The organism is Dyadobacter endophyticus (genome assembly GCF_014641595.1).
Classification (GTDB): Bacteria; Bacteroidota; Bacteroidia; order Cytophagales; family Spirosomataceae; genus Dyadobacter; species Dyadobacter endophyticus.
In genome coordinates this window covers 158,530-179,949 of record NZ_BMIA01000007.1, presented here as the reverse complement: position 1 = coordinate 179,949, position 21,420 = coordinate 158,530, and the positions used below count along the sequence as shown (strand labels likewise).

Sequence of the window (21,420 nt, the reverse complement as noted above, 5' to 3'; positions counted from 1 at the left end):
TTGTAAAAAATTGTAGAATAAATTTAATGTTTACTCTTAATTTTTTCAAATATAGTCCAAAATCTGTAAAACAATATGTCACCGATAGCAAATATATGTTTCGTGCGGATTTTTATCAATTCTTGCGAATAGATTGATACTGACAGTAATACCGCGTTGGGCGAGGTGCGAAAAGTGTTACTCCCCACCAGATTCCGGCGTATCGAACACGAGGTGAAACTCGCAGCCATTGTGGTTGTCCACGTAAACCGAGAGGCCTATAAGACGGGCTACCTCTTTGACGATCACGAGGCCAAAGCCTTTCGGCGATGCATTGCCATACGATTCAGAATGTGCGGCAGCCGGATTGTTGAACCATTCACGGATTTCCGGATCGATCCCCTTGCCGGAATCGGCTATGATGAGGTGTACCGAAAGATCCGTTGTACTCGAAAAAATGCGGATCTGGCCGTTGCGGGCATATTTGCTGGCATTATCGATGAGATTATGCACCACGACCGACAGTAACTCCGGATTGGAGCGAATCGTGAGGTCTGCCGGCACTTCATTCAGCACCTCATTTCCGTAGAGCTGAAACACTTTTTCAAACAATATCAATTTCTGGGTGATCAGTTCTGAAAGGTCTACCTGCGCCATTTCCACTTTGTTATGGTACAGCGTCGTTCGCACATAACTGAGCAGGTTGTCGAGGAAATTGGTCATTTGAACCAGACTTTGTTCCAGCGCATTGCTTACCTCGTTCAGCATCTTGTGCTGGCGCATTTCGTTGAGCTTGGGGATCTGTCGGGATGCCTGGGTAACGTATTTCAGTGGTGCACGCACATCATGCGTAATGGACGCGATCAGGTGCGCCTGGATGTTGAGTTGCCGGCTGAGCTCGTTCTGGGACTCTTTCAGCGCAGAGGTGCGCTCGCTAACTGCGCGTTCGAGGTCTTCGTTTTGCCGTTTAATCGTATCGGTGCGCCATTTGGAAAAAGCATTCGTGCCCAGCAGCAGCAGGATCAGGAGCAATGTTTTGAACCACCACGTCTCATACCACTTCGGGGCAATGATCAGTATAAGGCGCTTTGTGGTGTAATTGTTGGCCCCGAAGCCATTCAGTTTCCTTAATGAAAGAACATATTGGCCCGTGCTGAGCCCATTGAAAACAATCTCTCCCGCCTGGCTTACAGGGAGCCACGAGCCTTTTTGCTGGCTGTTGGATAACTGGTAATCGATCTGGACATTATCGGTGTTTCCAAAATACGGGGTTGATGCCGAAAGTTTTAAAAACTCAAAATTTTCGTCGAGCCTCAGCGTGTCCGAATAAGCGAGCCGTTTTCCGTTATATTCTATTCTGTCGATCAGCAGGGTTTTGTTGGGGAGCTCTGGCCGGACGGCCGAAGGGGCAAAGTACACCAGTCCATTAATGGACGGCAACGAAAAAAGCTCGTTGGGAAGGATCAGTGAACAAGGAGCGCATCCGCCATTGAATTCATTGGTGAGAAACCCGTTTTTGTAGTCATAGTAATGATAGTAGAAGTTCTTTATCGAATGTGCCGCATACGCACGCAGATCGCTGCTGCTGATTTGATATAAACCCTTATTGGTAGAGACCCAGAAAAAGCCGTCTTTATCTTCGGTAATACAGTGGGCTGAGGCCAGGCGCTTGTATCTGTCAAGGGGAAAAATTGTAATGCGATTGTTTTTGATCAGAAAAAGGCCCTTGTCCCAGATTGTGCCCCAAATTTCCGTCGCGTCGCCTGTCCTTCTTACCATGATCGAGCGAATGTGGCTGCCGGAAAAGTTTTTTATTTTTTCGACACGGTAGCCTGGAACAGCTAGTCGGAACAAGCCGTCGTTTGCTCCGATCCAGAAGATCTTTTCGCGGGAACCGGATCTTTTTTCCTGATAAATGAAGGAGATGGGGGACGTGAGTCCGGCGATCCGGATAGTCGTCCATTTGAACGCGTGGATATCGAACTTCCGTAGCACTCCCCGGCGAAAACCTGCCCAGAAGTTTCCATCCAGGTCGGCGTAGGAAATAGTGGCCTCTTTGCCGAGATACCATTGCCCCAACTTCGTCCCTTCCTGATCAAACAGGTAGCGCATTCCATTGACATTGACCCACAGGTAGTCGTTTGTCATCAGAAGCGGACTTAAACCGTTCAATTTTTGAATAGACGGAAGCGTTACTGCGGCTTTTGAGAATATGTCGTACGTGCCGAAAGTAGTAAAGAGGTAGCGGTTTTTGTAGAGGCTCTGTTCGTGGATGGAAAAACCCTCACTGCCTTTGAAAGCAGCGAATTGCTTTCTCGTAAACACGAACAGCCCTTTGGTATGGCTCCCCAGGAGCAGTAATCCCGTGTTGCTGTCGTAAAAGGAACTGATAATGTTATGTTCGCCGGTGTTAAAACCCTCGATTAGCAACCGGGTGGTGAAATGGGCCTTCCCGGATAGGGCGATATCGTAGATTTTACCTCCCAGGGCAATCAGGGGAGTTTGGGCAAAGGTGTTCCACAGGATCTCCATCCCTGGATAATGCATCGTGCTACCACCGTCTTCGGCGATATCTCCCGTAATGGCAACCGGGTGTGCGCCTGCCTGGTCGATGTGCGAAATGCTACCCTGCAACCGGTTAAATAGATACAACTTCCGACCCACAGTGAAATAATCGACGACCTTTTGAGCGGAGTTTCGAACACGATATACTTGTTTTCCATGGTCGAAGTAAGCCACCCCGCTCGTATCGCAACGGAAATAGCTGTTTGCGGCCACTGTCAAAAGGGCATTCTTCCAGGGGTCGTTATAGATATGCCGGTTGGATAGTTCAAATGCCATGATCGTCCCTTTCTCCGGGGCATTGAACATGTTCATAGCACCGAATTTCTTTTGGTAAGGGACCGTTTCGTTTATTTCACCATTCGCAATCCGGTGCGCTGTGTTCGAATCGTCAAGAAAGTAGAGTTTAAAATCCTTAGGCCCGCGAAAGCTTTGGAAGAGATGGTTGGAGGCGAGTTTCGAGTTAGAATTAGTAAAAGTATGAAAATGTCGTCCATCAAACCGTACCAGCCCGTCTTCGGTAGCGAACCAGAAGAATCCCGCCTCGTCGCGCGCAATGGATTTGATGCTATTCTGAGGTAATCCGGATTCGGCGGTATAATGAGTAAGCCAGTAATTGTCCGATTTAAAATTAATTTCCTGTGCCTTTACGGGGAGGAGTAGCCAGCTTACAAAAAGGACAAGGCACAACAACCCGTGCGCAGCGAGGGCGCCGTTGGGAGATTTCAGGCGGAAAATGCGGCTCATCAATTCATTATTGTGCAGGGATAGCTGCAAAATAATCCAAATAATCCGCGCTTATGCACTTTGTTTCAAGAAAGTTGTCATTCTTGCCGAAAAGGGAATAAATGCAAAAAAGCCACCTTCTTTCGAAAGTGGCTTTGGCCTGTGTAGCGGGAGCTGGACTCGAACCAGCGACCTTTGGGTTATGAGCCCAACGAGCTACCAACTGCTCCATCCCGCGGTGTCGTTGAATTGGAGTGCAAACATACAACAATTGTTTTACAGAAAACAACTATTTTTGTGAAAACTTTTCAAAAAAGTTTGCTGCCAACATTCTGACATCAAAATTATGAGTTCATATTCAGGCGCTTCCGCTTTCGGGTGGCGCATTCACCAGGTAATGCTGATCAGGCTGCTCTGCATCATGATTTTGTTCAGCATTTGCCGGGTCCTCTTTTATTTGTTCAACCAGTCATTTTTTCCGGGCGTAAATCTGGCGCTGGCGCCGCGATTATTCCTCGGCGGTTTGCGTTTCGACCTCGTGGCGGTGCTGTATGTCAATATCCTCTACATTTTCCTAACGCTCATCCCTGTCACATTCAAGTATCGGCCGATAGTGCAGAAATTTCTGGACTATCTTTTCATCATTACCAACAGCATTGCGCTGCTGGCGAACTGTGCCGACTTCATTTATTATCGATTCACGATCAAAAGAAGTACCTGGTCGGTTTTGCAGGAATTTTCGCATGAAAACAATATGCACAAGCTATTTGGCGGCTTTTTGGTGCATTATTGGTACGTGGCGCTGGTGTGGATGTTGTTGGTGGCGCTGGTCGTGTACATCACACGCCGCTGGCGTGTCGAACCCAAACCGCTGCGGCCTGCCTGGCAGATATTCCTGATACACAGTGTATTGATGACCGTTGCGGTATTTCTGTTCATCGGCGGCGTGAAAGGCGGTTTCAGGCACAGCACCCGGCCTATCACGCTGAGCAATGCGGGCGAATATGTAGAAAGGCCCAAGGAAATGTTCATCGTGCTGAATACACCTTTCTGCATTTTCAAAACACTGAGGAGGTCTGACTACCAGCGTGCGGAGTATTTCAAATCCGAGCAGGAGATGAATGTCGTTTATTCGCCCATTCACACACCAGAGCCAAATGCGCCGGCATTTCGTCCCAAAAACGTTGTGATCCTGATCTGGGAGAGTTTTGGGAAGGAAATGGTGGGAACCTACAATCGGGATCTGGAGAACGGTACCTATAAAGGTTACACGCCCTTCATCGACTCGCTGATGCAGCATAGCAGGGTGCATTGGTACTCGTTCGCCAATGGAGCGAAATCGATCGAGGCCATACCGTCGGTACTGACGAGCATTCCCGGTATTTTGGAGCCGTTCATCCTGACGCGCTACACGGACAACAAACTGCCGAGCCTGCCCGAAATGCTGCAAGCCAAGGGTTACCACACCTCGTTTTTCCACGGTGCGCCAAATGGCTCAATGGGTTTTAAGGCATTCACCAATCTGATCGGCATCAAAGATTATTATGGTAAAACCGAATATAATAATGATGCGGATTATGACGGTATCTGGGGGATTTGGGATGAGGAATTCATGCAGTTCTGGGCCAAAAAGTTAAATTCTTTCCAGGAGCCATTTTTAAGTACATTATTTACGGTATCGTCGCACGACCCGTTCCAGATTCCGGCACGCTACAAAGGCAAATTCCCGAAAGGTCCGCTGCCGATCTACGAAACAATGGGTTATACCGACAATGCGTTGCGCAGGTTCTTCGATTCGGTTAAGGACAAACCTTGGTTCAAGAACACATTATTTGTGATCACTGCCGATCACTCGGCCACATTCGCGCATTATCCGCAATATCAGACGTCTGTCGGGAATTTTTCAGTCCCTATTCTTTTCTACGCGCCGGGCGACGGTTCGCCGCGCGACAACATTATGACCGGTACCGATAGTACGCGAATTGTGCAGCAGATCGACATTATGCCGTCCGTACTGGGTTATCTGCATTATGATAAACCCTATTTCGGTTTTGGAAAAAACATCTTCGGGAACCCGCCGATCAACTTTGCTGTCAACTATGATGGGGCTTATCAATGGTTCAACGGGCCATACGTATTGCAATTTGATGGCCGGAAAACCGTAGGTTTGTATAAATATCAGGAAGACAAGCTTTTGAAAAATAACCTTGCAGGCAGTATTCCGGAAGTCCAAGGGCCTATGGAATTGCAGGTTAAGGCATTTATCCAGCAATATTCGAACAGAATGCTGGACGACCGGCTGACGGTAACACCTTAGGTGCCATGTTTTTGGGAAGCATAAAAAAGTGAAGAAGTAGTTTTTATGGAAGAGAAAGTCGAAAATAACAATACAGAGTTACGTAACCACCGGGCTGGTTTTGTGAGTATTGTCGGGAAGCCCAATGTCGGGAAATCCACGCTCATGAATGTGCTCGTAGGGGAAAGAATGTCGATCATCACCTCGAAGGCGCAGACGACCCGTCACCGCATTATCGGGATTTTGAATGGAAAGCACGAGGATATCCCGTTCCAACTGGTATATTCCGATACGCCGGGGGTCATCAAGCCTTCGTACAAGCTGCACGACTCGATGATGACCTTCGTGAAAGGCTCGTTGGAAGATGCCGATGTGGTGCTTTTTGTCGTAGAAATAGGGGAGAAAGCGGCCGAGCATGAGGTGCTGCCGCTGCTGAAACGGACGGAAGCGCCGGTCGTTTTGGTTTTGAATAAAATCGACCTTTCGAATGAAGAAGAGGTGAAGCAGAAAATGCAGGAGTGGGACGATGAGATCCATCCCGCAGCCATTATACCGATTTCTGCATTAGAAAAAGCGAACATCGGTACTTTGTTTGATGCGGTCGTGACACGTTTGCCCTTCCACCCGCCCTATTTCGATGAAGATGAACTAACCGACAAGCCGGAGCGTTTCTTTGCTTCGGAAATCATCCGCGAAAAAATCTTCTTGAATTACCGCCAGGAAATTCCATACAGCTCCGAAGTAGTAATCACTGAATTTAAGGATAAGGACGACATCATTGTGATCCGCGCAGAAATTCTGGTCGAACGCAAAAGCCAGAAAGGGATCATTATTGGTGAAAAGGGAGAAATGTTGAAGAAAGTCGGCACGCAGGCCCGCCAGGACCTTGAAGATTTCTTTGGCAAAAAAGTATTTCTCGAACAGCACGTGAAAGTAGAGCCGGATTGGAGAAGCAAGGAAAACAAGCTTCGCCAGCTCGGTTATCAGGAATAAATTTTTAAGTAAAACGCATGAAGAGCAGGCACCAGGCCTGCTCGGATCATATTAATAGAAGAAAAATGGCAAATATAATTTCGATTGTTGGTCGTCCGAATGTGGGCAAATCCACTTTGTTCAACCGCCTCACCGAAAGCCGGAAGGCGATTATGGACAACCAGAGCGGCGTAACCCGCGACAGGCATTACGGTTACGGCGAATGGACCGACCAATATTTCACAGTGATTGATACAGGGGGTTATGTAGTAGGCTCCGAAGATATTTTTGAAGGCGCTATCCGCGACCAGGTTGAACTCGCGATCGAAGAATCCACGGTGGTCCTTTTTATGGTCGACACCATGACCGGCCTCACCGATCTCGACAAAGATTTCGCAAATGTGCTCCGTCGTTTCAACAAGCCGGTTTACCTCGTAGCAAATAAGGCCGAAACAACTGAACGCTATCAGTCGGCGGGTGAATTTTATGAATTGGGTTTGGGTGATGAGATTTTCGCGATTTCTGCACAAACCGGTTTCGGTACGGGTGAGCTGCTGGATAAGGTAATCCAGCATTTTGAAACCGCAGGCATCGAAAACCCCGAAGAAGGCATCCCCCGCATTGCGATCATGGGACGCCCGAATGTGGGTAAATCATCGTTCCTGAACGTACTCACCGGCACCGATCGCAGCATCGTTACGGACATAGCAGGTACCACCCGCGACGCGATTCACACGCATTACAATGCATTCGGGATGAATTTCATCCTGACCGATACGGCGGGAATCCGCAGGAAATCGCGTGTGAAGGAAGATATTGAGTTTTATTCGACACTTCGCTCGGTTAAAGCAATGGAAGAGTCCGACGTTTGTATCGTGTTGCTGGATGCTACGCTGGGACTTGAAGGCCAGGATATGAACATCATCGGCCAGGCCGACAAGGCGAAAAAGGGCATTGTGATCATGGTCAACAAATGGGACCTGGTCGAAAAAGACTCTAAAACGGCCGATCAATACAAAAAAGCATTGCTGGAAAAGCTCGCGCCGATGAACTACATGCCAATCATTTTCGCGTCGGTAGTTGAAAAACAGCGCATTCACCAGGTAATGGAGAAAGCGATGGAAGTTTATCAGAACAAAACGAAGAAGATTACTACGTCGAAACTGAACGAGGTAATGCAGGCGGAGATCGAGAAATACCCGCCACCGGCACACCGGGGCAAGTATATCAATATCAAATATATGATCCAGCTGCCGACGCCTTCGCCGACATTCGTGTTTTTCAGCAGTCACCCAAAGCACGTGAAGGAGCCGTATTTGCGCTACCTGGAAAACCGTTTGCGCGAAAACTTCGATTTTTCGGGTGTACCGATCACGATATTCTTCCGCGAGAAATAGGAGAAAAATGTTATCAGCAAAAAAGCGCCGGCGGGATGTTCCCTGTCGGCGCTTTGCAATTTATCCGTAACCAACTACTATTCAGCCGGAAAATTCGACGGTTCGTCTTTTTTAGAAAATCTCGAGCAACCTTTTGTATTACTTTTACATCTGTTATCCGGCCAGCCACGGTGCTTTGAAGAAGGTTGAAAAAAAATTCAAAAAAAATGTTAAAAACAAGGTACTATGTATTGCAAGATACCTAATGAAACATATATATTTGTAAGGTCAATTAGTTACACATAATTCCATCCGGTTCTGCCCGGGATTCTTAACGATTGAATACAGCCATGAAAACACTCAGAATCTTAATATTGCTCACCATCATCAGCCTGCAAGCCAGTGCAACGGGCTATGTGCACAACATGTTCGTGGCACACAGAAAATTGCAGTCAGGCAAGGAATGTGTAAGTGAAAGGACGGTTGCCAGAAAGATTAAGCCTGCTTTGAAAGCGAAAGCTCCTGTGCACGTGAAGCACGCAGGTGTGATCAAAAACACGAGCGCCGGTATGCCGGCATCTGAAATTATGACATTGAATGCCCGCATCCTGGAAGAAGGTCCGGCGGCATTTTTTGAAAGCGAATCAGAAGAAAGTGAAGGCGAATCGATGGTGACCAAGCTGGTGAGTGCAGTTCGGTGCGTGATTTACACCTTCATTCCCAAGCTCGGGCATTCGTAAACAATATTAGCATTACTGAAAAGAGCTGCAAGGTCAACCCTTGCAGCTCTTTTGTTTATCAACCCACCGTATTCGTTAAAGTTCCGATGGGCTCGATGGTAATGTGAACTACGTCGCCGGATTTCAATGTGAAATCAGAAGAGGGTACAATACCCGTCCCGGTCATCAGATAAGCGCCTTGCGGGAACGCCATTTCGCGGTAAAGGAAGTGCAGCAGCTCTTCTGGTTTGCGTTTCATTTGCGCCAGGGTAACCTGCCCATTGAAAACTTCCTCACCTCCGCGAACGATGGACAGGTCGATCACCGTGTCGACACCGAGCTGGTCTTTAAATACATAAAGACAAGGCCCCAACGCTGCGCTGCCGGTGTAGGATTTCGCCTGCGGCAAATACAAGGGGTTTTCACCTTCTATACTTCTGGAACTCATGTCGTTACCGATGGTATAGCCCACCAAAGCGCCTTCGGAAGTAGCAAATAGGGTCAGTTCCGGCTCGGGAACGTCCCAGGTCGAATCTTTACGGATGCGTACCGTGCCGTGGTGGCCTATTACACGCCATGCTGTCGATTTAAAGAATAGTTCCGGACGTTCGGCTTCATATACGCGGTCGTAGAAGCTGCCGCCGCCTGCTTTTTCGGATTCCTCCATTCGTGCCGTACGGCTCTTGAAATAGGTCACACCCGAAGCCCATACTTCCTGGGTGCCAATGGGTGCCAGTGCATCGGGCATTGGGAAATCGTCGCTGAATGTCAGGGCGATAAGGCTTTGCGTCTGTCCTTCCAACCATTCGTACAGGTTATTCCTGTTGACCACAACGTCCCAGTCCGTTTCGTGGAGGCGGTAGAAAATGTCCTCGTTTTCAAGGAGAATGCCATTTTCGGTCTTATATAACTTCATGAAATGCAGATTTTGGTTTTGCCTGAATAAGTCCCCCGCGGGGCGTCTTTACTGTTAAATACGGACAGGAAAGTGTTTCAGGCCACTGGATTTGCGGGAATGTGGAGGTACCCGTTGCGCCATAGTCACTGGGTTAAGGGACATACTCACAATATCAAATCTTTTCCCTCAAAAAGTCCGCCGTGTAGTTTCCTTCGAGCTTTACCATTTCCTCGGGAGTACCGGTGAATGTGAGCTGCCCGCCATTTTCGCCGCCTTCGGGGCCGAGGTCGATGATCCAGTCGGCGCTTTTGATGACCTCCATATTGTGTTCGATGATGATCACGCTGTCGCCTTGCTCTACCAGTGCATTGATGGCTTTGAGGAGCTTTTTAATGTCGTGGAAATGCAAACCGGTGGTCGGTTCGTCGAAAATGAAGAGTGTTTTGCCTTTATTGGAAGAGCCCTTCCCCAGGAACGAGGCGAGTTTAACACGCTGTGCCTCACCGCCGGACAATGTGTTTGAAGATTGCCCAAGCCCTACATATCCAAGCCCTACCTCTTGCAATGGAAGCAATTTATCGGCAAGCTTGGGTTCGCCCTGCCTGAAAAATTCGATAGCCTCGTCGACGGTCATGTCGAGGATTTCGGCAACATCTTTGTCCTGATATTTTACTTCCTGGATTTCCTGCTTGAAACGCTTGCCGTTACAGCCCTCGCAAGTCAGGTAAATGTCGGCCATAAACTGCATTTCGATCTTCACCTGGCCCTCGCCCTGGCATATTTCGCAACGGCCACCGTCGACGTTGAAGGAGAAATGCGAGGGTTTATAGCCCCTTGCTTTCGAAAGCGGCTGTTCCGACATCATCTGCCGGATATAATCATAAGCCTTAATATAAGTAACCGGGTTCGAGCGCGACGATTTCCCGATCGGGTTTTGGTCGATCATTTCAACGGCCTCGATGCGATCTACGCTGCCCGTAAGCTCGTCGAAACGTCCTACATCTTCACTAAACTCGCCTTTAAGGCGCATTAATGCAGGGTACAGGATCTTCCGGATCAGTGTAGATTTTCCTGAACCACTCACGCCGGTGACGACGGTTAGGTTATTCAAAGGGATTTTTACATCGAGTTCCTTTAAATTATTCTCCCGTGCACCCTTGATTTCCAGGAAGTGCAAAGACTTCCTTCTGACAGTGGGAACAGTAATAGAATCATTCCCCAGCAAGAAATCCAACGTATGCGACTGCGCGTTAATCTCCTGACTGCTCTTACCTCCCAGACTACCATCGACTTTCAGCGCCTCGATATCGCGCTGGTTTCCCTGGAAAACCAGGTGCCCGCCGCCAGTTCCGGCTTCGGGGCCAATGTCGATGATCTGATCCGCCGCGTGCATTACTTCTTCCTCGTGTTCGACTACAATTACGGTATTGCCCAGGTCACGAAGCGATTCGAGCACGCCCACCAGCCTTTGCGTATCGCGCGGGTGTAAGCCGATACTCGGTTCGTCGAGAATGTACATTGAGCCTACCAATGCGCTTCCCAATGAAGTTGCCAGCTTGATGCGCTGGAATTCACCGCCGGATAATGTGCTGGTCAACCGGTTTAAGGTTAGATAACCAAGTCCGACGCGGTTCATATAATCCAGGCGCGATTCGATTTCCGTCAGGACGCGACGTGCAATCTGACGGTCGTGGTCGCCGAGCCCGAGCTCTTTGAAAAAGCCTGAAACATCCTGAATAGGCATTAACACCAAATCGGTAATGGATTTGCCGCCTATTTTGACATAGGAAGCGTCCTTCCGCAAGCGTGAGCCACGGCAGTCCGGGCAGGTCGTGCGGCCGCGGAAGCGCGAGAGCATTACACGGTATTGGATTTTGTGTGTTTGAGATTCGAGTTCCGAGATGAAATCGTTAATACCGTCGAAATATTGGTTACCGGTCCAGAGCAGCTCTTTCTGCGCAGGTGTAAGGTCTTTATAAGGCCTGTGGATCGGGAAATCGAATTTCACGCCGTTGCGGACGAGCGGAACCAGCCATTCGCCCATTTTCTCGGTACGCCAGGGTGCTATGGCACCGTCGTACACCGAGAGATTTTTGTCTGGAATGACCAGGTCAGGGTCTATTCCCAATATTTTTCCAAACCCTTCACACCTTTTGCAGGCACCGAAAGGATTGTTAAAGCTGAAAAGGTTGACTGTCGGTTCCTCGAACGTAATGCCGTCGAGTTCGAACTTGTCGGAGAAAACCCTTTTTTCTCCTCCTACAATATTCACTGTACAGGTCCCTTCTCCTTCAAAAAAGGCGGTTTGTACGGAGTCGGAAAGGCGGTACTGTGTGTCCTCGTCGTTATGTTTGATCGCGGCGCGGTCGATGAGGATAAAAACCTGGTTGCCGGCCTGCGGAAAATGGTCGGGTTTTTCGAGAATATCTTCGATTGAAACGACTTCCTCGTTCAGCACAATACGGTTGTAGCCTTTGGAAAGCAGGATCGTGAGTTCTTCAATTTGCGAGCGGCCGTCGCGGATGAGTAGCGGCGCGAGAATCATCACACGCGTGCCCTCGTCGTGCGCGAGCATGTAGTTCACCACGTCGGTCACCGAGTCTTTCCGCACGATTCCCCCGGAAACCGGCGAATAGGTGTGTCCTATGCGTGCGAAAAGCAGTTTGAGATAATCGTAAATCTCCGTGGAAGTACCCACCGTAGATCGCGGATTACGGGTATTGACCTTCTGCTCGATGGCAATAGCCGGCGAAATGCCTTTAATGTATTCCACTTCCGGCTTTTCCATCCGTCCGAGAAACTGCCGCGCGTAGCTGCTAAGACTTTCCACGTACATGCGCTGGCCTTCCGCAAACAGCGTATCGAAGGCCAATGACGATTTTCCTGAGCCGGAAAGACCCGTAATAACGACCAGCTTGTTGCGCGGGATCGCCACATCGATGTTTTTCAGATTGTTGACACGGGCACCTTTGATCAGAATGTATTGTCTCGGATCCAGTTCATCGAACTGATCGGCCTCGATCCGGGGCACTGCTAATTGCATCATAGCGGGGTTATCGATGGATTATGATATTAGTTTGAATGATGATGTGATACTATTATAACCAAAAGGCGCGGCATTTAGTTTTCTTTAAAAACCTGGCCCGCTTTCATAAATTTCATGCCGCTTTTGGCGGCTTCTTCAAATATAGGATCGGCGAAGTGACCGAAGTTGGGGACGTCGGACATGCAGTCGGTGAGCGCAACGACTTTCGCAGCCAATGCAGGGGCATATTTGACGATCTGCCGGATGCTCGTCGCGACACAATGCGAACGTGCTTCGCCGGCCACGAGTACCTGATCATATTCGCTTAGCTCAGCCAGAAAACGTTCATCCAGCTCTGTTTCGGGTGCATTAGCCACCGGTACCTGGGCTTTGAAAACCCCGAAATGCTCGGTCAGCGGGTTAATACCTTTCGAAACCGTCCGGTAGTCGCGGCGGGTGCGGTGCGCCCAGGCGAGCACGGCGCGCATGAGCGTATCGTCGATTGCCGCCCCTTTGGAGCCGGCAAGGCAATGCTCCGGCCAGATAAAATGCTGGAATTCGCCTTCTTCTTCAAGGGTTTGCAGATATTTCAAAACATATTCGCGATGGTAGCGCGGGATCCATTTGCCCGCTTCCACCGATTGGGTTGAAATCAGCGTAAACGGTGCGACCGTATTGCCGTTCCGATCTTCCCAGAAAAGCGGGTGCGCAATGTCCAGCACCTTGTGGGTATCGAGCGTCAGGAATATTGAATCGATTTTGTCGCCTTCCAACGCAATGAGGCTGGCAATGCGCTCAACGTCTTTCTCGGCCCCGGGAACGTATAATGTCCCGTTAGGATCACAGAAATCGTATTGGGCGTCGATAATCAGCAATGCGGTCTTTTTCATAGATCAATGGTGTGTTAAAATTCCAGTTCGTGCGGCAGTTCCATTTGTCGGGCGTACATTTTGGAACAGAGGCTGAAAACGAGTTGAAGCATTCGGTTCGTGTCTTTGATATAGTCGATCCGGTAGTCATCGTCGAGTTTACTAAGGCCGTTAAGGATCACCTGGGCCTTTTTGGCAATGTACAATGCACAGGTATCGGCGCGGGACGAGTAGGTTCTCAGAATGTTGGAGTAGCCTTCCAGGAATGTATTCAAGAGAAAAATATTCAACTCAATGCCCCCGACCTTATCCTTCGTAACCTTCACATGATAGGCAATATCCGCACTGAGGCTGCGCATATCCGTCAGTACCCAACCCGGCGTATTCTGGTTGAACTTCGATGTCCGCACGATCCGCCCCATGAGCTCTTCGCGGCGTTCGGGAATGGTGGAACTGTCTTCGATCAGTTCGAAATGCAGGCGGTCGCTCAGGGTCTTGTCTTTGGTGATCAGCCTCAGGAGCAATTTATCCTTTTCTTTCGCCGGCATCTGGATAATCGCCTTTTTAAGCTGTTCTGGTAATGCCATTCAAGTGGTTTTAATAACTTTTGATTTAATTCCCGGCTCAACCACGTAACTTTATGGCCTATTAAAAAGGCCGGGAAGCTTTTACAAAAATATAAAATACAGATACACATTATGATTTCAGTAGCTATGTGTACTTACAACGGGGCAAAGTACTTGCCCGAACAGTTGAAGAGCATTGCTGATCAGACGGTTTCGGTGGATGAATTGGTTGTTTGCGACGACAGATCTAAGGACGACACGATTGAAATCATAAAATCTTTTGCTACTACCAGCAAGTTCGCCGTTCGCATTTATGTGAACGAGCAGAATCTCGGTTCGACCAGGAATTTCGAGAAGTGCCTGTCGCTATGTGAAGGGGACGTGATTTTCCTGTGTGACCAGGACGACCGCTGGCGAAACGATAAGGTGCAAAAGCAGCTTGCATTCCTGAATGCGCGCCCGGACCTCGACGCGGTGTTCAGCGATGCGGAAATGATCAATGACGATTCGGAGCCAACCGGCAGGACTATTTGGGAAGAAATCGAGTTTGACAGAGCACGGCAGCAGATCTGGGAAAGCGGCAAACCTCATGAGATCCTTTTTAACGGGTTTGTGGTGACAGGCGCCACGCTCGCGATCCGCAAATCATGCCTCGCCCGGCTCATGCCTTTCCCTACGCACGTGCAGGATTTGATCCATGATGCCTGGATAGCCATGGTGTTGAGCCTGGAAAACAAGATAGAATTCATACCCGAATCCCTTATTTCGTACCGCATCCATTCCAGCCAGCAGGTGGGATTTGGCAACAAGGTCGAGAAAGTGCAGCTCGCCCACCGTTTCAAACGCGACCGGAAATTAAAGCTCGTCCCGTTGAAAGAAAAGGCCAATAAGCTGCATGAGCTTTATCTGCTTCTTCGCGCGCTTCCGTTCGTCCCGCGCGAGAAACTGCTTAAATTGTATCTTTCCCAAAAGCATTTTTACACCCGGGCGGGACTGCCCGAAAGCCGTTTCAAACGACTTACACCGGTGCTGAGCCAATTGCTGCGCGGTTATTACAAGTTTAGCAGTAAAGACTGGTGGCTGCCGGCGGTAGGAGATTTATTCGAATAGGAACTGGATTAACATTAAAATGGCTGAAAAAAAGTCGCGGGTGGCGGTGGTGATACCTGTGTATCAGGCAAATATGACGGATGCCGAGCAAATGTCGTTGCGGCAATGTATGGCTGTGCTGGGCAACTACCCGGTGATCGTCGTGAAACCTGCCGGCCTCGACCTTTCCGCATTGCAGCAACAATACCCGGCGCTCAGGGTCCAGTCGTTTGCTAACAGTTACTTCGCGGGCGTCGATGCCTATAACCGGCTGATGGTGTCCATTGATTTTTACAAGGCCTTCGACGCTTACCAATACATCCTCATTTACCAGCTTGATGCATTTGTTTTCCGCGACGAGCTCGAAGAATGGTGTGCCAAAGGTTATGACTATGTGGGCGCGCCGTCACTTCACATGCCCGAGTTCGATACGATTTCTGCCGAGGCGGCGCAGGATTTTGCCGACGCGTTGTCGTCCCATCGTGTGGTGCTTAATGGAGGCCTGTCCTTGCGAAAAATAGCTGCGTTTTTACGCTATTTAAAGATATACAACCTATTCTACCCCTCCTGGAAAGGCAATGAAGACATGCTTTTCTGCCAGGAAGCGACGCGGCTCAAACCGATGAAAATCTTTATGAGATTACCGGAATGGCGCGAGGCATTGCGTTTCTCGTTCGAGAAAAGCCCGGCCGCGAGTTATGAGCTTACAAACCATCAGTTGCCGTTCGCCTGCCACGCCTGGGAGCGCTACGATCCGGCTTTCTGGATTCCGTTTATTCCTGTAAACCAGTGATTTTCTGCGTTTAACAATTTTTAACAAACTATCATCGATTTTCGGACGTTCTTGCTGATATTTAATTCAAACCCCAATATCGCTATGAATTTCAAGTTGCTTTCGGCCAGTTTTGGAGCCATTTTACTGTCAATCCATACCAGCTTCGGGCAAATTACTGAGAATCCCAGGGTAGAGGAGTCGTCGGTTCCCTATGTGAAAATCAAGAAGGTAGAACTGACGGATGCCAACACGGTTGTCTATCTGCAATTCATCGACAAGCAAGCCCAGCAGCCGCAATTGCGATCACAACCACGGACGTCACCATTTCCCGACTCGCGCATTCCAAAATTGCAGCAGCAAGGCCAAAGTCAGATCTGGCTCGATCCTGAAACGAGGCTGTACAAGCCTGGTGAAATCGATAAAAAATTCAAATTTATCAGGGCAGAAAATATCACTACCACTACTAAAACAAGCGTCGCAAATGGCGATACGGTGGATTTTGTGGCCTATTTCGAAAGACTTACGCCGGGAATCGAGGAGTTCGATTTTTACGAAGGCAGAAGTTCGGGCGGTTACCAGTCGTGGAATTTTTACGGAATCCATGTCAAAAACCCGTTGAAAAAACAGCCTGAGAAATCATCGAAGCCGATAGCCAAAGCAACGACACCGCCGGCGAAAAAACCAGCCGTAAAAGCACCCCAAAAGAAGGTTCCGGTACCCGCTCCGAAAAAAGAGAGTGAAACGGCTGTTTTAAGAGGTACGGTTTACAATGCGAAAACGAAGGAGCCGATCGCCGCCCAGCTTTCCTACATCGAAAGCGGGGATACGCTGCAAATCCGGTCGTCATCCGGAAAATACCGGGTGGGCGTCGATGCGGGTGAGCAATATAAATTCCGTGTAATGGCCCGCGGCTACTACGGGTCGTCGTTCAGCCTCGCGCCGGGCGACTCTTCGGGCAAGTCTTTTGATCAGGACGTATATCTTACGCCGCTCATCGTCGGAGAAACGATTTTGCTCCCTAATATTTATTTTGAAACTTCCCAATACACGTTGCTTCCTGAATCCTTTGAAGAGCTGAACCGGCTGGTAGACGTCATGCGCGACAGTCCGACAGTCAAGATCCGGGTCGAAGGCCATACCGATAATGTAGGTGACTTTGACAAAAACCTTGAACTCTCCCGTCAGCGCGCGGAGGCGGTAAAAAACTACCTCGTAGAAAAGGGCATTAATGGAAGCCGTATCGAAGCGAAAGGTTACGGCGGCACAAGGCCAATCACCAAAGGAACCGAAGAAGAGCGGAAAAAGAACCGCCGGGTGGAATTTGTGATTACGGAAATGTGATCTAATTGTCATCCTGAGCGAGCACTATTGTCACACTCAGGATGACAATCCGACTATCTCGCCTTGATAATATTGGTAAACTCCCGTGATTTCAACGAAGCACCGCCTACCAGGCCGCCGTCGATATCCGGGGCTGCGAACAGTTCGGGAGCGCTGGCTGCTGTAACGCTTCCGCCGTAGAGGATGGAAATTTCGTCGGCTACATCCGCACCGTATTTCGACGCGATGTGCGCGCGCAATGCCGCATGCATGTCCTGCGCTTGCTCAGCCGAGGCGGTAAGGCCCGTTCCAATGGCCCAAATAGGCTCATAGGCGATCACAACCGACTTCAATTGTTCTTCCGAAAGGTGGAAAAGGCTTTCGGTCAGCTGGTTTTTCACAAAACCGATATAATCGTCATTCTGGCGCTGTTCGAGTGACTCGCCGCAGCAGAAGATTGGAGAAACGCCGTTGGCCAATGCGGTATTTACTTTTTCTGCAAGCAGTGCATTGGTTTCATTGAAATACTGGCGGCGTTCGCTGTGGCCGATCAGCACATATTGTACACCGATCGATTGCAGCATTTGTGCGGAAATCTCACCGGTGAATGCTCCCGAAACTTTGTCGGAGCAGTTTTGAGCGGCCAACGCGAAGTTGGGCTCGTTCTCGATATATTTTTGAATCGTAGTAAGGTAAATCGCAGGAGGGCAAAGGATGATTTTCGCGTCATTCCGGACCTCGTCTTTGGCCATATTAACGAGCTCCGAAGTAAGCGCAACCGCTTCATCCAGAACCTTGTTCATCTTCCAGTTACCGGCAACAATTTTTTTTCGCATGAGAAAATTTTTATTATGGAAATAAGTCATTTTACGCAACAAAAGTACCATATTTTCATCATTTACGTGATTATATATATGTGATCAAAAAAATGTCGGAAAGTTTGCACATATCGAGATTTTTTTGTGTTTTATTAATGCAAATTGAGCTATTTTTACTTGAATTAACCGATTGGACTGATTTCGACACTTAACGTACACCGAAGGATATAAATCAACTTACTAAGTCATTTATAATCAGAGTGTTTAAAATGATATTGCGGACAGAATTTGACACATAGTACTTAAAGAAAGGAGGCCACGATGAAAACGTCTAAGTGGTTCATAGCAGCGATCATACTTTTTACCCACACCCTAACATTCGGCCATTCCAGCGACGTTCCCCCTGTATCAGAGGAAAAGTATGGTTATTTTTTAGACAAAAACTACAAAACAGCACGCATCCCGTTCGAGCTGCATTCCAATCTTATATTGCTTTACGCGAAGATCAACGACAATGATTCACTGCGTTTTATCCTCGACACCGGCGTTAGCTCCATCATCATCACCGATCCGAACGTCCTCAAAGCCGACAAGCTGCGTATGACCCGCAAGGTGAACCTCACAGGTGCGGGCGAGGGGGCATCCATTTCGGCGCATGTCGCGATCGATAATAAGTTTTCGATGGGCAGGCTTAAAGCCAATCATCAGAATATCGTGATCCTCGAACAGGATTTCCTGCGGCTTTCTGAATACGTGGGCGTGCCTGTGCATGGGATTTTCGGGTATGAAATCTTCAACAACTTCGTCGTAACGATCGATTTTGCCAAAAAAGAAATACTGCTGATGCGCCCTGACAGGTACAAGTACAAAACCAGCAAAGGCGACAAACACCCGCTCATCATCGAGGATACCAAGCCATTTACCGACGCGGTGACGCTTTTCGCCGATGGCCGCGAGCATCCGATCCGGGTGCTGATCGACACCGGTGCAGGCCACGCCTTGCTTCTCAACAATACGCGCAAAGAAACCTTCCGCTTACCGGAAAAGGTGATCCGCGCGCAGTTGGGCCGGGGTTTGAACGGGGTTATTAATGGCAACCTGGGCCGTGTCGATAAAATGCGGTTGGGCCGTTTCGAGCTGAATAATGTGGTAGCCTCGTTTCCCGACAGTATCGCATTCGGTTCGAAAATCCGGGCCGGAGCCGAGCGGCAGGGTAATATCGGTTGCGAACTGCTCCGCCGTTTCAAAGTGACATTCAACTACGGCGAGCACTATATGGTGCTGAAACCGATCAGAAGTCGCCTGCGCGAGAAATTCGAGCATGATATGAGCGGGATGGAAATCCGTGCGGAAGGAAGGGACCTGCGTAGTTACATCGTCAACCACGTCGTAACCGATTCTCCGGCCGCACGCGCCGGGTTGATGGAAGGTGATCAGCTCCTGTTTATCGATGATCACTCCGCTTCGGAGCTCAATGTGAGCGAAATATACAAGCTTTTGCAGCGGGGCGATGGCAAAAATGTGGACCTGCTAGTGAAACGGAAAGGCGATATTTTCTTTACCCAGGTCACACTGCGCAGAATGATTTAGTACTTTTGGCCAAACTAAAACCCGGCCATTTGGATCGCTTCATCATTACCGAAGACGGCTCGCATTCGCTGTTCAGTGCGCAGTTCAAGCAGCAATACCATTCATTGCAAGGTGCCCTGATGGAATCGGAGCACATATATATCAATCTCGGTTTAAAGCCGGTCCTGGAGAATGCTTCGGGACCGGTTTACGTTTTTGAAATGGGCTTCGGTACCGGGCTGAATGCCTTCCTCGCCTGGAAGCTGGCCGATAGCCTCCAAAAACAGGTTTTCTACACATCTGTGGAGGCCTATCCTGTGTCGTTGCTGGAAGCGTCGCAACTGAATTACGAGGAAGCTTCCGGCGCCACCGGTTTTATGCAGCTGCACCACGCGCCTTGGGGCGCAGAAACGGCCATTTCTCCTTTTTTTAGCCTCCGAAAGGAGCAAACCACCGTGCAGGACTTCACCTCGGAGCGATTTTTTGACGTTATTTTCTACGACGCTTTCGACCCGCGGGCCCAACCCGAGCTTTGGGAGAAAGAAATTTTTGCCAAAATAGCGGCCCAAACGTCGCAGGGAGGCGTATTAGTAACATATTCTTCGAAAGGAATCGTTAAAAGGGCGCTACGAGCAGGGGGCTTTATCGTAGAGCGGCATAAGGGCCCGGGCCGGAAGACACACGTTCTCAAAGCCATCAGACTTTAAAAGATTTAATAGAATCAGATATTAGCATGAATTATCAAAGCATTATTAGCCAGGAACTTAAAGAAGCACAAACTGTTCTGGACAGTTTCCTGAGCGATCCCGAACAGATTGAAAAGATCGAAAAAGCAGCGGGTCTGATGGCCGAGGCGATCATCCACAACGGTAAAATCCTTTCCTGTGGGAATGGCGGGTCGCATTGCGACGCGATGCATTTCGCGGAAGAACTAACCGGCCGCTACCGCGATAACCGCCGCGCACTGCCTGCCATCGCGATCTCCGACGTGAGCCATCTGAGCTGCGTCAGCAACGATTTCGGGTACGAATATGTGTTTTCAAGATATATTGAAGCATTGGGTCAGCCAGGCGACGTGCTTCTTGGGCTGAGCACGAGCGGAAACTCCGCAAATATCATTCGCGCTGCCGAAGCTGCCAGGGCAAAAGGCATGAAGATCGTCATCATGTCGGGAAAGGACGGGGGCAAGCTCGCGGGCGTGGCCGACGTTGAAATCCGCGTGCCGCATTTCGGTTACGCCGACCGCATTCAGGAAATTCATATCAAGGTGATCCACATTTTCATGCTCCTGATCGAAAAAATGGTGCTGCGGGAGTAAGAGTTATGGCCGGAAGTTTGTTTATTGAGCAATAGTCATCATGATTTAAGCACACAATTATGAACGTCCGTCCATCCGCTATCATTCTCGAAAACGACAAGATCCTCACGCTGCGCTATTGCTATGGCGAAAAGGAGGTATTTGCATTGCCAGGAGGTAATCCCGACCCCGGCGAATCGCTTTCGGACGCATTGGCGCGAGAGCTGATGGAGGAACTGGGCGTGGAAGTTGAGGTCGGGAAAATGGTGTCTTGCGGCGAAGTGATCTGGCATGAAGTGCGGAAAGAGACGCTGCACATGGTATTTAATGCAAATATAACAAAGGGCACCCCGGTGCTCGATCCGGCGCATACTACGGCACTGGAAATCGTATGGCTGCCGGTTTCATCGCTTTCTTCAAGGCATTTATATCCCAATGTAGGCCCGCAGATCGCTGCATTCTGCAATGACGCGCTGCATTCGGGGCATATTGGTGTCATCGATCAGCCTTATGTGCGCTCATAAACTACATAGTTCGGGTCAATACTTCTCCGTTCGTTTCTAT

General features: G+C 49.1%; 17 protein-coding genes and 1 tRNA gene. 11 read left to right on the top strand and 7 right to left on the bottom strand.

The annotated features are described in order from the left end of the window. Window positions 1-177: 177 nt before the first annotated feature. Both IEY24_RS31060 and IEY24_RS31055 read right to left on the bottom strand, forming a co-directional pair. A complete protein-coding gene (locus IEY24_RS31060) occupies window positions 178-3,288 on the bottom strand; it encodes a sensor histidine kinase (RefSeq protein ID WP_188939189.1) in 3,111 nt (1,036 codons plus the stop codon). Window positions 3,289-3,432: 144 nt separating this feature from the next. Continuing rightward, window positions 3,433-3,505, bottom strand: a tRNA-Met gene (locus IEY24_RS31055). A 108-nt stretch (window positions 3,506-3,613) separates the two neighbouring features. On the opposite strand from IEY24_RS31055, the gene IEY24_RS31050 reads away from it, so the two are divergent. The 4 genes from IEY24_RS31050 (at window position 3,614) to IEY24_RS31035 (ending at window position 8,651) form a co-directional block, all read left to right on the top strand. Continuing rightward, on the top strand, window positions 3,614-5,584 hold the full coding sequence (locus IEY24_RS31050; protein WP_188939188.1) for an LTA synthase family protein: 1,971 nt from the start codon (window positions 3,614-3,616) through the stop codon (window positions 5,582-5,584). 45 nt (window positions 5,585-5,629) lie between these two features. Continuing rightward, entirely contained in the window at window positions 5,630-6,556 is a 927-nt protein-coding gene (era, locus tag IEY24_RS31045; protein WP_188939187.1) for a GTPase Era, read from the top strand. 65 nt (window positions 6,557-6,621) lie between these two features. Then, window positions 6,622-7,932 carry a ribosome biogenesis GTPase Der gene (gene der, locus IEY24_RS31040; protein ID WP_188939186.1) on the top strand — a complete coding sequence of 437 codons (1,311 nt, stop codon included), beginning with the start codon at window positions 6,622-6,624 and terminating at the stop codon, window positions 7,930-7,932. Window positions 7,933-8,261: 329 nt separating this feature from the next. Next, window positions 8,262-8,651, top strand: coding sequence for a hypothetical protein (locus IEY24_RS31035; protein ID WP_188939185.1), 390 nt, complete (start codon window positions 8,262-8,264; stop codon window positions 8,649-8,651). 58 nt (window positions 8,652-8,709) lie between these two features. Here IEY24_RS31035 and IEY24_RS31030 read toward each other — a convergent pair whose 3' ends face one another. From IEY24_RS31030 to IEY24_RS31015, 4 genes are all read right to left on the bottom strand, one after another. After that, window positions 8,710-9,546 carry a fumarylacetoacetate hydrolase family protein gene (locus tag IEY24_RS31030; RefSeq protein ID WP_188939184.1) on the bottom strand — a complete coding sequence of 279 codons (837 nt, stop codon included), beginning with the start codon at window positions 9,544-9,546 and terminating at the stop codon, window positions 8,710-8,712. A 154-nt stretch (window positions 9,547-9,700) separates the two neighbouring features. Next, window positions 9,701-12,574 (bottom strand): excinuclease ABC subunit UvrA, encoded by a 2,874-nt coding sequence (gene uvrA, locus IEY24_RS31025; protein ID WP_188939183.1) that lies wholly within the window; start codon window positions 12,572-12,574, stop codon window positions 9,701-9,703. A 74-nt stretch (window positions 12,575-12,648) separates the two neighbouring features. Next, a complete protein-coding gene (locus IEY24_RS31020; RefSeq protein WP_188939182.1) occupies window positions 12,649-13,443 on the bottom strand; it encodes a cysteine hydrolase family protein in 795 nt (264 codons plus the stop codon). A 14-nt stretch (window positions 13,444-13,457) separates the two neighbouring features. Then, entirely contained in the window at window positions 13,458-14,009 is a 552-nt protein-coding gene (locus tag IEY24_RS31015; protein ID WP_188939181.1) for a hypothetical protein, read from the bottom strand. Window positions 14,010-14,120: 111 nt separating this feature from the next. Here IEY24_RS31015 and IEY24_RS31010 point away from each other — a divergent pair, with 111 nt between their 5' ends. The 3 genes from IEY24_RS31010 to IEY24_RS31000 all read left to right on the top strand — a co-directional run bounded on the left by IEY24_RS31010 (window position 14,121) and on the right by IEY24_RS31000 (window position 17,193). Then, entirely contained in the window at window positions 14,121-15,098 is a 978-nt protein-coding gene (locus tag IEY24_RS31010; RefSeq protein ID WP_188939180.1) for a glycosyltransferase family 2 protein, read from the top strand. Window positions 15,099-15,117: 19 nt separating this feature from the next. Then, the gene (locus IEY24_RS31005; protein ID WP_188939179.1) at window positions 15,118-15,870 is read left to right on the top strand and encodes a DUF5672 family protein; all 753 of its coding nucleotides are present in this window, start codon (window positions 15,118-15,120) and stop codon (window positions 15,868-15,870) included. 84 nt (window positions 15,871-15,954) lie between these two features. Then, entirely contained in the window at window positions 15,955-17,193 is a 1,239-nt protein-coding gene (locus IEY24_RS31000) for an OmpA family protein (protein ID WP_188939178.1), read from the top strand. 53 nt (window positions 17,194-17,246) lie between these two features. Here the strand turns inward: IEY24_RS31000 and tpiA are convergent, their stop codons facing one another. After that, on the bottom strand, window positions 17,247-18,008 hold the full coding sequence (gene tpiA / locus IEY24_RS30995; protein WP_188939177.1) for a triose-phosphate isomerase: 762 nt from the start codon (window positions 18,006-18,008) through the stop codon (window positions 17,247-17,249). Between the two features lie 303 nt (window positions 18,009-18,311). On the opposite strand from tpiA, the gene IEY24_RS30990 reads away from it, so the two are divergent. The 4 genes from IEY24_RS30990 to IEY24_RS30975 are packed head-to-tail and all read left to right on the top strand — an operon-like array spanning window position 18,312 to window position 21,380. Then, entirely contained in the window at window positions 18,312-19,580 is a 1,269-nt protein-coding gene (locus tag IEY24_RS30990; RefSeq protein WP_188939176.1) for an aspartyl protease family protein, read from the top strand. A gap of 29 nt (window positions 19,581-19,609) precedes the next feature. Beyond that, window positions 19,610-20,266, top strand: a complete 657-nt coding sequence (mnmC2, locus tag IEY24_RS30985; protein ID WP_188939175.1) for a tRNA (5-methylaminomethyl-2-thiouridine)(34)-methyltransferase MnmC2 — start codon at window positions 19,610-19,612, stop codon at window positions 20,264-20,266. 26 nt (window positions 20,267-20,292) lie between these two features. After that, entirely contained in the window at window positions 20,293-20,877 is a 585-nt protein-coding gene (gene lpcA / locus IEY24_RS30980) for a D-sedoheptulose 7-phosphate isomerase (RefSeq protein WP_188939174.1), read from the top strand. Window positions 20,878-20,936: 59 nt separating this feature from the next. Next, window positions 20,937-21,380, top strand: a complete 444-nt coding sequence (locus IEY24_RS30975) for an NUDIX domain-containing protein (protein WP_188939173.1) — start codon at window positions 20,937-20,939, stop codon at window positions 21,378-21,380. Window positions 21,381-21,420 lie beyond the last annotated feature (40 nt).

Coding starts and splice junctions, on each gene's coding strand:
- IEY24_RS31050 (WP_188939188.1), top strand. CDS start 3,614: ATGAGTTCATATTCAGGCGCTTCCGCTTTCGGGTGGCGCATTCACCAG.
- IEY24_RS31015 (WP_188939181.1), bottom strand. CDS start 14,009: ATGGCATTACCAGAACAGCTTAAAAAGGCGATTATCCAGATGCCGGCG.
- IEY24_RS31010 (WP_188939180.1), top strand. CDS start 14,121: ATGATTTCAGTAGCTATGTGTACTTACAACGGGGCAAAGTACTTGCCC.
- IEY24_RS31020 (WP_188939182.1), bottom strand. CDS start 13,443: ATGAAAAAGACCGCATTGCTGATTATCGACGCCCAATACGATTTCTGT.
- lpcA (WP_188939174.1), top strand. CDS start 20,293: ATGAATTATCAAAGCATTATTAGCCAGGAACTTAAAGAAGCACAAACT.
- IEY24_RS31035 (WP_188939185.1), top strand. CDS start 8,262: ATGAAAACACTCAGAATCTTAATATTGCTCACCATCATCAGCCTGCAA.
- der (WP_188939186.1), top strand. CDS start 6,622: ATGGCAAATATAATTTCGATTGTTGGTCGTCCGAATGTGGGCAAATCC.
- IEY24_RS31000 (WP_188939178.1), top strand. CDS start 15,955: ATGAATTTCAAGTTGCTTTCGGCCAGTTTTGGAGCCATTTTACTGTCA.
- IEY24_RS30975 (WP_188939173.1), top strand. CDS start 20,937: ATGAACGTCCGTCCATCCGCTATCATTCTCGAAAACGACAAGATCCTC.
- tpiA (WP_188939177.1), bottom strand. CDS start 18,008: ATGCGAAAAAAAATTGTTGCCGGTAACTGGAAGATGAACAAGGTTCTG.
- IEY24_RS31030 (WP_188939184.1), bottom strand. CDS start 9,546: ATGAAGTTATATAAGACCGAAAATGGCATTCTCCTTGAAAACGAGGAC.
- uvrA (WP_188939183.1), bottom strand. CDS start 12,574: ATGATGCAATTAGCAGTGCCCCGGATCGAGGCCGATCAGTTCGATGAA.
- era (WP_188939187.1), top strand. CDS start 5,630: ATGGAAGAGAAAGTCGAAAATAACAATACAGAGTTACGTAACCACCGG.
- IEY24_RS31005 (WP_188939179.1), top strand. CDS start 15,118: ATGGCTGAAAAAAAGTCGCGGGTGGCGGTGGTGATACCTGTGTATCAG.
- IEY24_RS31060 (WP_188939189.1), bottom strand. CDS start 3,288: ATGAGCCGCATTTTCCGCCTGAAATCTCCCAACGGCGCCCTCGCTGCG.
- IEY24_RS30990 (WP_188939176.1), top strand. CDS start 18,312: ATGAAAACGTCTAAGTGGTTCATAGCAGCGATCATACTTTTTACCCAC.